At 69.1% G+C, this 13,483-nt stretch carries 11 protein-coding genes; 3 read left to right on the forward strand and 8 right to left on the reverse strand.

Translation table 11 applies throughout. The annotated features are described in order from the left end of the window. Nucleotides 1-36 precede the first annotated feature (36 nt). Both J4Z35_RS10595 and J4Z35_RS10600 read left to right on the forward strand, forming a co-directional pair. A complete protein-coding gene (locus J4Z35_RS10595; RefSeq protein WP_235006029.1) occupies nucleotides 37-552 on the forward strand; it encodes a DUF4396 domain-containing protein in 516 nt (171 codons plus the stop codon). A gap of 80 nt (nucleotides 553-632) precedes the next feature. Then, nucleotides 633-1,214 (forward strand): YdhK family protein, encoded by a 582-nt coding sequence (locus J4Z35_RS10600; RefSeq protein WP_074045826.1) that lies wholly within the window; start codon nucleotides 633-635, stop codon nucleotides 1,212-1,214. Between the two features lie 405 nt (nucleotides 1,215-1,619). On the opposite strand, the gene J4Z35_RS10605 is transcribed toward J4Z35_RS10600, so the two are convergent. From J4Z35_RS10605 to J4Z35_RS10635, 7 genes are all read right to left on the reverse strand, one after another. Further along, nucleotides 1,620-2,711, reverse strand: a complete 1,092-nt coding sequence (locus J4Z35_RS10605) for an inositol-3-phosphate synthase (protein WP_006944606.1) — start codon at nucleotides 2,709-2,711, stop codon at nucleotides 1,620-1,622. A 64-nt stretch (nucleotides 2,712-2,775) separates the two neighbouring features. Then, nucleotides 2,776-3,345, reverse strand: coding sequence for a PadR family transcriptional regulator (locus J4Z35_RS10610; protein WP_038566193.1), 570 nt, complete (start codon nucleotides 3,343-3,345; stop codon nucleotides 2,776-2,778). 323 nt (nucleotides 3,346-3,668) lie between these two features. Continuing rightward, a complete protein-coding gene (locus tag J4Z35_RS10615; protein WP_131940175.1) occupies nucleotides 3,669-4,352 on the reverse strand; it encodes a prepilin peptidase in 684 nt (227 codons plus the stop codon). A 272-nt stretch (nucleotides 4,353-4,624) separates the two neighbouring features. Continuing rightward, nucleotides 4,625-6,106: an ATP-binding protein gene (locus tag J4Z35_RS10620; protein ID WP_131940177.1), complete on the reverse strand. Its 1,482-nt coding sequence runs from the start codon at nucleotides 6,104-6,106 to the stop codon at nucleotides 4,625-4,627. A gap of 105 nt (nucleotides 6,107-6,211) precedes the next feature. Next, nucleotides 6,212-7,225: an HAD family hydrolase gene (locus J4Z35_RS10625; protein ID WP_235006031.1), complete on the reverse strand. Its 1,014-nt coding sequence runs from the start codon at nucleotides 7,223-7,225 to the stop codon at nucleotides 6,212-6,214. Then, nucleotides 7,222-9,942, reverse strand: a complete 2,721-nt coding sequence (locus J4Z35_RS10630) for a phosphoribosyltransferase (RefSeq protein WP_131940179.1) — start codon at nucleotides 9,940-9,942, stop codon at nucleotides 7,222-7,224. The genes J4Z35_RS10625 and J4Z35_RS10630 overlap by 4 nt, the downstream gene beginning before the upstream one ends. Nucleotides 9,943-9,956: 14 nt before the next feature. Continuing rightward, nucleotides 9,957-11,207, reverse strand: a complete 1,251-nt coding sequence (locus J4Z35_RS10635; RefSeq protein WP_062256925.1) for an HpcH/HpaI aldolase/citrate lyase family protein — start codon at nucleotides 11,205-11,207, stop codon at nucleotides 9,957-9,959. A 98-nt stretch (nucleotides 11,208-11,305) separates the two neighbouring features. On the opposite strand from J4Z35_RS10635, the gene J4Z35_RS10640 reads away from it, so the two are divergent. Continuing rightward, nucleotides 11,306-12,835: a TerD family protein gene (locus J4Z35_RS10640; RefSeq protein ID WP_131940181.1), complete on the forward strand. Its 1,530-nt coding sequence runs from the start codon at nucleotides 11,306-11,308 to the stop codon at nucleotides 12,833-12,835. 62 nt (nucleotides 12,836-12,897) lie between these two features. Here the strand turns inward: J4Z35_RS10640 and J4Z35_RS10645 are convergent, their stop codons facing one another. Further along, a complete protein-coding gene (locus tag J4Z35_RS10645; RefSeq protein ID WP_038566204.1) occupies nucleotides 12,898-13,476 on the reverse strand; it encodes a TerD family protein in 579 nt (192 codons plus the stop codon). Nucleotides 13,477-13,483 lie beyond the last annotated feature (7 nt).

Below are 13,483 nucleotides of genomic sequence, written 5' to 3' on the forward strand. Positions count from 1 at the left end.
AGCGAACACGAACACCATCACGGCTCAGGTCATGACATGTCGTCGATGGCTGCGTCGGCCACGCTGCACTGCCTCACCGGATGCGCCATCGGCGAGATCGTCGGGCTCATCGCCGCAACGGCCCTGGGATGGGGCAACGGCCTCAGCACGGCCGTCGCGATAGCCCTCGCGTTCGTCTTCGGGTACACGCTGTCAGCGACACCGCTGCTGCGCTCAGGCATCCCCGCCAAGCAGGCGCTCCTGCTCGTCCTCGCAGCGGACACCGTCTCGATCGCCACGATGGAGCTCGTCGACAACCTCGTCATGTGGCTCGTACCGGGTGCGATGGACGCACGGTTGATGGACCTGCTGTTCTGGGTCTCGATGGCGGTGGCTCTCGTCGCGGCCTACGTCGCCGCCTACCCGGTGAACAAGCACTTGCTGCGCCAGGGCAGAGGGCACGCGATCACTCACCACGCCAGCGGTGCAGCGATGGACAACAAACCCCTGGCGTACGCCATCACCGCGTTCCTCCTCGGGGGCGCCGTGGCATCGCTCGGCACACTGCTGTGAACCCACGCCGCTCTGACAGAACTCAGAGGGACGTCCGCTATGTTCGTCGAACACGCCCCCGAAGCGAAAGGCCGCACCTCATGAACCGTCGAAATCTGGCCGCCACTGCGGCCGCCGCCGTGGCATTGGGCGCCGGCACCGCATGTTCCTCCGGCAGCGACCATTCCTCGCACTCAGGCATGCCGACGTCGGCCGCGGCCACGTCGACGTCGGCCTCCTCCGGCCATGGTCACATGCACGAGATGGACGGCGGCCCGGCCCCGGCGGACATGACCCCGGCGAAGAACCCGAGATTCCCGGTGGGCAGCAGGGTCACGCTGACGACCGATCACATGGACGGCATGAAAAATGCCCCCGCGACCGTCGTCGGGGCCTACCGCACCGCCACATATGCGGTGAACTACCAGCCCACCACCGGCGGTGCGATGGTCAAGAACCACAAGTGGGTCGTGCAGCAAGAGCTGAAGAGCGCCGGCACAGAACACCTCGCCGACGGGGAAGCCGTCACCATCACAGCTGACCACATGGACGGCATGCAGGGCGCCAAGGGCACCATCGCGTCGTCCACCACTCAGACGGTGTACATGGTCGACTACACGGCCGACGGAATGACGATGAAGAACCACAAGTGGGTGGTGGAGGACGAGATGAAGTCTCGTTGAGGTCGCACCGATCGTTGCGCCGGCCCGGCTGCGCCCTCGCGTGAACGCACAACTCGTCGCGTGCAGGGTCGCGATGCCCAGCGACGTTCCGACGAGCGTGACGAGCAACGCGCCGGGCCCTTTCGACCGGCCGACGCGGGGTGGCGCGCGGCCGGGTGCGTGCGCAGACTACCCACCCGTGGGGTCTGAAACTCCGCAATGCAGAGTTTTAGACCCCAAGCCATGAGTTGAGGGCCGAAACCCTGCAGTGCAGAGTTTCGGCCCTCAACTCGTCAACCCGTTCAGGTCGCCGGACGGCGCGACATCGATGCCGACTCAGCGCTCTTCCTCTTCTGAGCGCTTCCTCAACGCTCACTTCGGCAGGATCCTCGCTTCGCTGCGGTCCTACCTCCGCTCGCTTGATCGTCAGCGCTCTTCATCACCGCGGATGAAGGCCTCCAACATCTCGCGGCCGACGGTGTCCTCGCGCTGCTCGGGCGGGCTCTTCATGAGGTAGCTCGACGCGGACAGCAGCGGGCCGCCGACACCACGGTCCTTGGCGATCTTCGCGGCGCGGATGGCGTCGATGATGATGCCGGCCGAGTTCGGCGAGTCCCACACCTCGAGCTTGTACTCCAGGTTGAGCGGCACGTCACCGAACGCGCGGCCCTCGAGGCGCACGTACGCCCACTTGCGGTCGTCGAGCCACGCGACATAGTCGGACGGGCCGATGTGCACGTTCTTGTCGTCGATCTTGCCGGCGAGCGAACCGGAGAGGTTCGACGTCACGGCCTGCGTCTTCGATACCTTCTTCGACTCGAGGCGCTCACGCTCGAGCATGTTCTTGAAGTCCATGTTGCCGCCGACGTTGAGCTGGTACGTGCGATCCAGCGCGACACCGCGGTCCTCGAACAGCTTCGCCATGACGCGGTGCGTGATCGTCGCGCCGACCTGGCTCTTGATGTCGTCACCGATGATCGGCACGCCCGCGTCCTCGAACTTCTTCGCCCACTCCGGGTCGGACGCGATGAAGACGGGCAGCGCGTTGACGAACGCGACACCCGCGTCGATCGCGCACTGAGCGTAGAACTTGTCGGCGCTCTCCGAACCGACGGGCAGGTAGCTGACGAGGACGTCGACCTGCGCGTCCTTGAGCGCCTGCACGACGTCGACGGGCTCCGCGTCCGACTCGTCGATCGTCATGGCGTAGTACTTGCCGACACCATCGAGGGTGTGCCCGCGCTGCACGATGACGCCCGTCGGCGGCACGTCCGCGATCTTGATCGTGTTGTTCTCGGAGTTGTTGATCGCCTCCGACAGGTCGAACCCGACCTTCTTCGCGTCGACGTCGAACGCCGCGACGAACTCGACGTCACCGACGTGGTAGTCGCCGAACGTGACGTGCATGAGACCCGGCACGTGTGCGTCAGCGGACGCGTTCTTGTAGTACTCGACACCCTGCACGAGCGAACTCGCGCAGTTGCCGACGCCGACGATGGCGACGCGAATATTTCCCATGGAACTCACTCCGTTGTGGACGAGCCTTCGATCCTGACGGACGACGCGAGCGCCGCCCGAATCGTCAGGTCTCGGAGGCGAGGGGGCGCGGATCGGCAACAGCCTTCCGCTCGATCTCGATGAGTTCGTTCACCCAACGCACCTCACGCTCCGTCGACTCGATGTCATGACGGAACAGCTCCGCAATGTACGAATCGCGTGTGCTGCGGCTGTCCATCGCCTGCTCGCGGGAGCGCTCGAGACGCTCCTGCAACCGCAGACGTCGCCCCTCGAGGATGCGCAGGCGCACCTCTGCGCTCGCGCGCGAGAAGAAGGCGAAGTGCACGTCGAAGTTCTCGTCGTCCCACGATGCCGGGCCGGAGCGCGACAACTGATCCGCGAAATGATCCCGACCCTCGTCGGTGATCTCGTACGTGATGCGAGGGCGCCGACCGCCGGGAGCGAACGACGCGCTCTCGGAGATGAGGCCCTTGCGGGACAGCTTCGCGAGACACGGATACAGCGACCCGTAGCTCACGACACGAAACGCACCGAGCACACCGGTGAGCCGCTTGCGCAACTCGTACCCGTGCAAGGGCGCCTCATGCAGCAGACCGAGGACGGCGAACTCGAGCACCGTGCCACGACGTGACATGCCACTCTCCTTCGCCTCGAAACAGTCTGCGCCGCACCGCGCGACACGAATGCCCAGTTTTTCAAACGGACGCGCCACACGGAAATGACGAGCGGGTGAACGCTCAGAGACATTCCTAACAGATGTATCGAGTCGAGATATCGAAACGCGGCAAACTTCTTCGGAACGGGTGGGGACGACGAGAGGCCAGCGCCACCCGTCGGCACAGCGCCACGCCGGAGGATCTGCGCGCCACGCCGACTGACCGGAGTAGGTCCCCGGGCCGCGAGGACGCCCTGGCGTGAGCCTTCCGCGCGACCCTTTGCCGTCCGTGAGGGCGCGCGTCAGGCCAGCGCGAGGGCGACGAGGGCGCCGGCGATCATGAACGGGCCGAACGGCATGCGCGCCTGACGACCCCTGCCGCGCGCGAGCAGGACGACGCCCCATGCGCCGCCGAGCAGGAACGCGGCGAACGCGCCGGTGAGCCACACGTCCCAGCCCACCCACGCGAGCAGCGCGCCGAGCGTCGGGGCGAGCTTCACGTCCCCGAGGCCCATGCCGGACCCACCGCCGAGCAGCGCGAGGACGAGGTAGCACGCGCAGAGCGCGACGGCACCGACGACGGCGCGGCGGGCGGCGTCAGCGTCGAAAACGGTTGTGCCGGAACGATGGACGTCGACGAAGCCCGCCAAGGCGAGCCCGGCGCCGACGAGGGCTGCGGCGCGCAGCGTCAGCGCGTTGGGCAGGCGATGGACGTCGAGATCGATGACGGCGAGGCGCACGAGCGTCGGCATGACGATGACGGTCGCGACCACGAGACCCGGCCGGGTGGCCCACCACGCCGTCACAACACCGACGAGCAGCAGGGCCGCGAGCGCCGACGCGGCGAGCCATGCCCCGTCCAGGCGACTCAGTGCGGGCTCGCGATAGGTGACGCCGTCACGATGGCCGGCGGCCACGACATCGCGCGCCGCGAGCGGCAACGCCCCGGCGAGAAACAGTGTGACGCCAGCGGCGGCCCAGATCATGCCTCGATCATGTCAGCGCGCGCCCTGCCGGCGGTGGTTCGCGAGTGGTCGATCACGGCGCCGAGAACGCGGGCATCGGACGATCCTGCGAGCGCCGGGCACGGGCTCTCGCCGGTCGACAGACCCGAAGCTCCGCGTCACGACGAGCCCCAGCTTGCTCGCCGCGTTCGTCGCGGTGGTCTGTGCGCCCAGCGCTCCACATCACGAGCCTCAGCACCATGGAGGTGACCGCCGAAGCGCTCGGACCTCCAACTGGTCAGTCCGCCAACGGCTCAGACCTCGAACCCGTCCGACTGGAAGTCGTCGAAACCCTGCCCGGCGAACACGGCGTCGTCCGCCTCGTCCGCCTCGTCAGGAGCATCGGAACCGCCCGAACCGAGCAGCGCTCGCGTCACGTGCTGCGCGTCGTCGAGCATGTCGTCGAGGGCGTGCGTGACGTCGTCGGCCGTGATCGTGGTGCTCTCCGGGCCCGGCTGCAACGCCGTGAGCACGCACCGTCGCACGAGTTCCTTGAGGAACGAGGCCGTGACGCCCTCGGTGCGGCGGCTCACCTCGTCGAGCAGGGCCGGCGTCATCTCGAGGTCGGTGCGCGCCGCGTACAGCTCGAACAGTTTGCGTCGCGCCTGGGCGTCGGGCCGTTCGATCTCGACGGCGACGTCGACGCGCCCGGGCCGTGCGGCGAGCGCGCGTTCGAGCACCTCGGCGCGGTTGGTCGTGAGGATGAACAGCAGGTCGCTGTCGGCGGCGGCGCCGTCCATCGCGTCGAGCAGTTCGAACAGGATCGGATTGTCGCCCTGGTCGAACGAGCGATCCTGGGCGACGAGGTCGACGTCCTCCAGCACGACGACGGCCGGCGCCAACCGGCGGGCGAGATCGGCGGCTGAGGCGATGGCGTGCAGCGCCGCGCCCTGCATGATGAGGCGCGTGTAGCCCTCCATCTGCCCGAGCACGTAGCGAATCGTGTGCGTCTTGCCCGTTCCCGGAGGGCCGTACAGCAGTACACCGCGCTTGAGATGCTGCCCCGCAGCGAGCAACTGCTCACGGTGCTGGGCGACTCCGACGGTGTGCTGCTCGACGCGCTTCAACGTGACCTCGGGCAGGATGAGACGCTCCCGCGGCATCGGCGTGGGGTCGAGGAACTCGAGCGTGATGCCACCCGTCATCGACGTGCGCACCTGCAGCAGACCCCCGCGGTGCACGTCGAGAGCATCACGAAGACTGTCGAGTTCGTCGAGGACGGCCTGCGCCTGCGCGACGGGCAGGCCCGCGATCTCGACGCGCAGTTCGCCGCTCATGTCATCGCTGCGGCCCAGATACACGGCGTAGGAGCCGCGCGCATCGCGCACGAGGAGGAAGACACGCTCGTAGCACGCCAGCGTGCTGCCGTAACCGTCGGGCAGATCCGTCATCGCCGGAGCGACGAGACGGGCCGGTGCGCCGTGGCCGGACATGAGGCTCATGAGATCGGCGCCGCCGTAGTTGCGCGGCACGTACACGCCGCGCACGTCGACGGTGCGCCCCGGGCTCACCGACCAGGTGTTGATCGCGACCTGTAGGTTGACGAGTTCCATCCCCGGCAGGTCACGCCCGATGACGGACTCGGCCGCGCCCTCACCCAGCCAGTCCTCCAGCAGGCGACGAACCTTGTCGCGTTCGTCGTCAGCGTGCTCCCGGACGTTCGCCCATTCCACGAGCGCGCTGATGTCGCTCGCCAACTGCTGCATCCGTGCGTCGTGCTGCGATTCGCTCGTCATGACCGAAGGCTAGTCGGCAGGAGCAGGGTCGGTGGGGGTTGGCGTGGGCTGTGCTTGATGGCTGATGGGCAGGGTGATCTCAGGGGCTGACGAGCGACGGCGCTCTCACGGGCTGACGGCCGCGAGCAACCGCGCACAGACCTCGCGGCCACCGAGGACGCCGGAGGCCGTCGTCACCTGCAGGCCCGGGCACGTCCAGCCCAGGTCGTCGAGTTCGCCGTGACGCGGGCGGATCGGGGCATCGACGGCGAGCAGCAGGTCGGCGTCGAGCAGCGAGTCGCCGGCGGCCGTCGAGAACGTGGCACCCGTGCGGCGCATGACCTCCGCGAGTCCGCGCGACTTGCGCAGCGGCTTCGGCACGACGTAAAGCTTGCGACCCTGCAACGACACGTCCCAGCCGCGCTCGTCGGCCCAGGCCGACAGGTCGCGCACGACCGACGCCGGCAACTCGGCGCGTTCGACGACGAGATAGGCGAACATGCCCTCGGCGTCGCGCAGCTTGCGCAGCCACCCCGGGTCCGCGATGGCGTCGAGATGCTCTCGAATCTCGGCCAGGGGGGCGCACGAGCCGTCGAGTTCGGCGACGACGTCGCAGTGGTAGTCCTCGTCGCTCACACCGTCGACGAGCAGGTGCGCGCCGTTGGTCGTGATCGCGAAGTGCGGGTCGATGGGCAACCGGATGCGTCCGTACTGCGCGCGGGTGCGTGTGGTGGCCGGCACGACGTGCGCGACGTGATGCATCTCCTGCACGAGCGCCACGGCGTCGACCGTCAGATACGACAGCGGCAGCTTGTCGTACACCTCCGCGACGAGCAGGACGGGCGCATCCGCGTCGTCGCCGGCGAGCGCCAGGGCCTTCGCCGAGTAGATGAGCGTGCGGTCGAGATCGCAGGCGATGACGCTGCGCTCGCCGGGGTTGGCGCGCCTGCGTCCCGGGGCCGCGTCGGCGTCGCGGGTGGCGTCGACCGTCTTTGTGACACGGGGGCCAGCGTCGCGGGGGCTGGTGCCGTCGGAGGTGACGCCGGTGCGCCCGCCCGCGGCAACCTCGACGTTCGCGAATCCCCTGACGTACGAGGCGAGTTCGTCCGTCATCGGCACGCTCACCGGATGCGTCGTCATGCGCGCTCCCCCGCCCCGGTGAGGTCCGTTGCGGCCCGGGCGGCCGTGCCGTCGTCGCCCGTCGCGCCGCGCGTGAAGCGCGGGTGGATGAGGCCGACGCAGCTGTAGTCGAGGCCGGGATACTCCTCGACCGGCACGCCACGCGCCGCGGCGAGCGCCTCGATGTGGCGCAGATCCTCGCCGAAGCCGGGCGCGACGAGGATCTTCCAGGGCACCCGGCGCAGCAACACGCGGGTCGTTTCGCCGACGCCCGGTTTGACGAGGTTGACGCTGCCGATGCCGAACTCCTCGGCGAGCTTCTCGACGGTGGCCCACCCCGTCCACCGGGGTGGCTCCGCCGCGCATCGCGCCTGCGCCTCGGCGCGGATGTCGTCGGCGTCCGCGGCCGGCGGGAATGCTCCCGTGACGGCGTCGACGAAGAGTCCCGACACGTCGTGCGGCGCGAGTTCGGCGTAGAACTTGGCCCCATGGAACTGGCCGGGCCCGATCAGAGCGTCGTTGAGCACGGTGCGTGACACGAGACCGGAGACGGTCGAGTTGAGGCAGGCGGAGGGGATGAGGAAGTCATCACGCGTGCCCCACATCGTCGTGCACGACCCGGTGTCGGCGAGCACGGCGAGCGTCGGATCCAACTGCACCCCCGTGGCTTGCTCGTACTCGGCGAGCGCCGCGACGAGTTCGCGGCTGATCGCGCCCTTGCCCGTCCAGCCGTCGACGAACAGCACCGAAGACGCATCGTGCCGCGCCACGATGTGATCGAGCGCCACCGTGTCGATGCCGCGCCCGCGCACGATCGAGACGGCATAGTGCGACACGTCGAGCCCGCGCGCCTGACGGGCCCAACGCTTCATGAGCACCCCCACGGGAGTGCCGGCCCGGGCGAGGGAGACGAGGACGAGGTCATCGCCGCGCTCTGCGAGCGCGAGCTCGGTGACGGCGGCGACCGCAGCAGCCACCCGGGCCTTCGACATCTCCAGCGCATCACGGAACAGCTGTCCGTAGGCCGCGTCCGGTTGGTACTCGACGGGCAGGCTCTCGGCATAGTGCGCGCCGCCGGACTGGATGGCTTCCTCGCGTTCCTCGGTCGGCGCCTCGAGCGTGACGCCGGACAGATCTTCGAGCAGCCACGTCACCTCCTCGGGCGCGTACGAACCAAACGTCGGGCCGACGAGTTCGCGCGCCGGGGCCGTCGCCGGTTCGGGCAGCCGCGCGACGACGACGCAGTCCGTACTGGCCGCGAGCGCCTCGATGACGCCATCCGGGGCGTGCAGCTGCGGCATCAGGCTCGGCGGGTCGACGCACAGGACGATCGCCCGCCACGGTGTTTCACGTGAAACGTTGTACGTGAAACGCGGGCCGTCACCGTCGGCCGGGTCATCGAAGGCCGGGAACGTCAGCGCGTTGCGGATGGCATAACCGGGGTCGTCCACGGCGAGTACGGGCGAGCGGGTGGTCGTCGAGAACCGCGTGGCGACACCGCGTTCGCGCAGCGCGCATGCCAGACGCAGCGGCGCGTCCATCAGCTCTTCGGTGCCGAGGACGAGCACCTCACCATCGCCGTAGGGCAGAGCCTGTGCGACGACGGTCGCCGCCTCCGGAAGCGTCGCGGTCAGGGGGGCGAGCTGCGCAGGCGTCACCCCGTGACGCCCCGTCAACGGGGTGCGGGGCGGCCACGGCACGTCGACCTCGGTGATGGTTCCCCGGGCAGCATTCGGTGCGGCCGTCGAGACATGGGCGCGCCCCGATGCCCACGCAGCCTTCGACTCGGGCCCCTGCTCCGGGCCGGCATCTCTCAGGACGCTCGCGCGCGACTCCACCTGCTCGACGAGCCGCTGCCCGCGCTCGAGCACGTCGCTCGGCAGGTCGAGGTGACCGGCCGCGAGCGAGACGACGTCGATCTGCACGCCGAGCTCAGCGGCGCGGGTGGCCATCGCCGCGCGATCCTTCGCGTTGCGCATGTCGACGAGCGTCGCGATGACGTAGCGCACGCGCGGCAGGCTCTCGTGCAGCGCGGCGATGGTGTTGAGCACCGTGCGGCCCGTCGACAGTTCGTCGTCGACGAGGACGAGCGGCACGACGCGCCCAGCAGAACGCCGCGCGAAGAAGCCGTCGTCCGAAGGCAGGACGAGGTGGCTGGTGGCGTGCGAGTGCTCCTCCTCGAAGGCGCCGACGGGCGTGAACCCGGCGACGGGGCGTCGCGTCGAATGGATCGCCGGCGCCCGCAGCGCATCCGCGACGCACTGGCCGAGCGCCGTCGCCGTCTCGGCGAACCCCATGACGACGCATGCAGGTGAGTGCTGCAGATCGACGAACGAGTCGACGGCGCAAGTGAATTCATCGACCACCCGCGCGTCGTCAGGAGCCCGGTGAGCCTCGTGCAGCGCCTGTCCTACGCGTGCGAGAGCACCATCGACGACGTCAAGGCCCTGCGCACCCGAGTCGTCGCTTCCCGCGTCACTGCTACCAACCGCCGCTCCTGCGTCGAGAACCCGACGCACCAGCTCGCCGAGCGCCCGGCCACTGCCGCGCACGATCTGCGGGTCGACGGGCACGTGCTTGCCGAGGACGTTCGAGACGAGCAAGTGTGCGCGACGAGGGTTGCGTCGCACCGCGAGCCCGACGAGGTCGTGCAGATCGAGCCCCGGCAGCGCCTGCGTCGTGCGCAGGTCGGCACCGAGGCGTTCGGCGACCCACTCGCCCGGCCACGTCGTCGTCATGGGGTGCTCCTTCGTCATGCCTGCTCACCGGCTGGGTTGCCCGCGCCACGACCCGCGAGGGCCTCGACGTGCGCGAGGAGGAAGTCGACCATGCCCAGACCGGGCCGCGCGACACCGAACAGTTCGGCGCGCGTCATCGTGCGCTCCCCCCACCCCCGATGCGGGCCGGCTTCGTTCATCTTGTTGCCGGCGCTGGAGGCCTGCACCCCACCACCGCTCGCATGCTTGGCGAGGATGTCGACGGCGTCGGCGTGCTCCTCGCTGGAGACGACGCTCAGCGCGTGCACGATGCCGACGTGCTGGGGGTGGATGATCGTCTTGCCCGTGAGCCCGTTCGCCCGATCCAGTGCGAGTTCGCGTACGAGGCCGTCGAGGTTCTCCTCGAGCAACTCCTCACGGATGTCGTCATGCTCGAGCGCACGGAACGGGGTCTCGCGCAGCTGCGGTTTGAACAGGCGGCGCGAGTTGGCGAAGTACTCCCAGACGGGCCCGGAGATCGGAAAGCCGGTGCCGTCGGTGCGGCCGAACACGTTGACGATGTCGTACACCACGTCCGCGACGGGCCCGATGTTGTAGATCGTCAGCTCGCGCGGGCGACGCAGCCCGAGCGCGGCGCCCAGGTCGGTACCACCGATGCGCACGCAGGCGACGACGTCGCGATGGGGTGCGAGCAGCGTCGAGACAGCCGACAGCAGGCCGCCGCGCGTCTCCCGATGAAGCAGGCCGGGCGTCTCGACGACGGGCATCGCGAGCAGGCGATACCCCGCGAGCGCGCTCGCCTCCGCGAGAGCGTCGAAGTAGGCCGGCGCGTTCGCGCCTGTGAACTTCGGCATGACGAAACCCGCCAACACCGCTGAACTCCAGGTTGATTCGCCGCCTGGCCCCTCGTTCACGAGGGTGGCGAGGTCGCGCAACTGCTGCGGCGTGCGCACCCGGACGAAGATCAGCGGCAGCGCCGCGGCGACGTCGTCAGGCGTCGGAAACCGCGCCGCGAGCGCCGCGAGGTGCGTGACGATGTTGGCCTGCGCCGCCGGCACCTCGCTCTCGGAGATCGAATCCTCGAGGCACCACACGGTGCTGACGAGACCACGCGCGTGATGCGTGACGACGTCATCGGCGAGCTGCGGGCGCGTACCGGGCATGTAGAGGCTCGCCCCGAGACCCGAACCGACGTGCTGCGCGTCATCACGCGCCGAGAAAGAACGAGGCGGGCTCGCGAAGATGGCCTCGCGGGTCGATTCGTCGAGATGGGAATAGTGCTGCACCGCATGCCCTCCCTGATGTCGGTGTGCCTGCGCCCAAGTCTGCCCCGTCGACGCCCGTCATCCGCCAACGGGACGCCACGGCATGTGAGGATCGAGACATGACCCAGCTCACCAAGGGCGCCAACGTCGCCGTCCCCAGCGATGCCGTCAACATCGTCGTCACCTGGACGGCGGCACCCCAGGCGCCGACCGTCGACCTGTCCACCCTGCTCGTCACCGCCACCGGCAAGGTCCGTGACGACTCGGACTTCGTGTTCTACAACGCCCCGCAGCACGCGTCGGGCGCCGTGCGTCTCGGCCCCTCCTCGCCCGGATCCGCGTCTGTCGAAGCCCATCTCACGGGCGTCGAGGACGTCGTCGAACGTATCGTCGTCGTCCTCAGCGCTGACGGCGGCCCGTTCTCGCAGGTGCCCGGCCTCACCGTGCGCGTCGACGATGCGACGAGCGGCCAGGTCGTCGCCCAGTTCGGCGACATGGGCGCGACGAGCGAGACCGCCCTCGTCGCCGGCGAACTGTACCGACGCGCCGGCGCCTGGAAGTTCCGCGCCGTCGGCCAGGGCTGGGATTCCGGCCTGGCCGGCCTCGCCACCGACTTCGGCATCAGCGTCGACAACGCCCCCGAACAGCCCTCGTCGTCAACGGCGCCGGCTGCCACCCCTGCGTCGGCTCCTGCCCCGGCACCGGCGGCACTCCGGCCTGCCGAGCCCTCGCCGGGCGAGCAGCCAGGCAGCGACACGAGCCAGCCGTACGCGGCGCCGGTGTCCCCGACGCCCGCGCCGCTACAGCCTCCACAGCAGCCGTCGGCACCGCAGCAGGCCCCCCTGCAGCCGCCCCACCAGCCCCAAGCTCCGCTTCAGGCCCCGCTTCCACAGCAGGCGCCGCTGCAGCCACCCCACCAGCCGCAGGCCCCGCAGTACGAACCCCTGCAGCCTCCACACCACCAGCAGGCTCCCCAGCAGGTGCCCTCGCCGCAGATGGCACCGCCTCCTCAGATGGCGCCGCCTCAGATGCCCCTGGCCGCGCCGGCCACTCAGGCCGCGCCGTCGGTCGTCAACCTCGACAAGGGCCATGTGAGCCTGCGCAAGGGTGATCGCGTCAGCCTGACGAAGACGGGCGCGCCGCCGATGAGTCGCGTGTTCATGGGTCTCGGGTGGGATCCGGCGAAGCGCGGACGCAACATCGACCTCGATGCGTCCGTCATCGCCTTCGACGCGAACGGGCGTGAGCTGGAGATCGTCTGGTTCATGCACAAGAAGGAGTTCGGCGGCGCGATCGTGCATCTCGGTGACAACCTCACCGGCAAGGGCGACGGTGACGACGAGGTCATCACGCTCGACCTGACGGCGATTCCGCCCACCGTCGTGCACCTGGCGTTCACGATCAACAGCTACTCGGGGCAGAAGTTCACGGACGTGCGCAACGCCTACGCCCGTCTCGTCGATGCGCAGTCGGGTGCCGAACTCGTGCGGTTCTCGCTCAGCGAGTCGGATCGCGCGACGGGTGTCGTCATCGCAGCGCTGAGCCGCACTCCGCAGGGCACGTGGGACATGCGCGCCATCGGCCAGTTCGCCAACGGCCGCACCGTCAAGAAGCTCGTCAAGCCGGCCGTGCAGATGCTCGGGCTGTGACGACACACGTGTGAGGGGTGAGGGCCCGAAAGCCCTCACCCCTCACACGTCGCAGGAACTGCTCAGCCGACGTTGACGCCGAAGTCGCGCGCGATGCCCGCGAGACCGTCGGCGTAGCCCTGACCGACGGCGCGGAACTTCCACTCGCCGTTGTTGCGGTAGACCTCGCCGAAGATCATCGCCGTCTCGGTCGAGGCATCTTCCGTCAGGTCATAGCGCGCGAGCTCGGCGCCGTCAGCACGGTTGACGACGCGGATGAACGCGTTCGCCACCTGCCCGAAGCTCTGCCCGCGCTGCGGCGCCTCGTAGATCGACACCGCGACGACGACGCGCTCGACGTTCTGCGAGAGCGTCGACAGGTCGACGTTGATCGACTCGTCGTCGCCCTCACCCTCACCGGTGAGGTTGTCACCGGTGTGCTCGACGGCGCCGTCAGGGCTGCGGAGGTTGTTGAAGAAGACGAAGTGCTGGTCGTCGATGACGCGGCCGTCAGCACCGAGCAGCAGCGCCGAGGCGTCGAGGTCGAAGTCGGCGCCGGTCGTGGTGCGCACGTCCCAGCCGAGGCCGACCGTGATGGCCTGCAGGGACGGGGCCATCTTCGTCAGGGAGACATTGCCACCCTTGGAGAGCGAAACACCCATGAGATTT

The organism is Dermacoccus sp. NHGro5 (assembly GCF_017565385.1).
Taxonomy (GTDB): domain Bacteria; phylum Actinomycetota; class Actinomycetes; order Actinomycetales; family Dermatophilaceae; genus Dermacoccus; species Dermacoccus nishinomiyaensis.

Bases quoted from the DNA above. Each gene is read 5' to 3' on its own strand.
- J4Z35_RS10615 (WP_131940175.1), bottom strand. From the start codon at position 4,352: ATGATCTGGGCCGCCGCTGGCGTCACACTGTTTCTCGCCGGGGCGTTG.
- J4Z35_RS10610 (WP_038566193.1), bottom strand. From the start codon at position 3,345: ATGTCACGTCGTGGCACGGTGCTCGAGTTCGCCGTCCTCGGTCTGCTG.
- J4Z35_RS10645 (WP_038566204.1), bottom strand. From the start codon at position 13,476: ATGGGTGTTTCGCTCTCCAAGGGTGGCAATGTCTCCCTGACGAAGATG.
- J4Z35_RS10620 (WP_131940177.1), bottom strand. From the start codon at position 6,106: ATGACGAGCGAATCGCAGCACGACGCACGGATGCAGCAGTTGGCGAGC.
- J4Z35_RS10625 (WP_235006031.1), bottom strand. From the start codon at position 7,225: ATGACGACGCATCCGGTGAGCGTGCCGATGACGGACGAACTCGCCTCG.
- J4Z35_RS10595 (WP_235006029.1), top strand. From the start codon at position 37: ATGTCGTCGATGGCTGCGTCGGCCACGCTGCACTGCCTCACCGGATGC.
- J4Z35_RS10640 (WP_131940181.1), top strand. From the start codon at position 11,306: ATGACCCAGCTCACCAAGGGCGCCAACGTCGCCGTCCCCAGCGATGCC.
- J4Z35_RS10630 (WP_131940179.1), bottom strand. From the start codon at position 9,942: ATGACGACGACGTGGCCGGGCGAGTGGGTCGCCGAACGCCTCGGTGCC.
- J4Z35_RS10600 (WP_074045826.1), top strand. From the start codon at position 633: ATGAACCGTCGAAATCTGGCCGCCACTGCGGCCGCCGCCGTGGCATTG.
- J4Z35_RS10605 (WP_006944606.1), bottom strand. From the start codon at position 2,711: ATGGGAAATATTCGCGTCGCCATCGTCGGCGTCGGCAACTGCGCGAGT.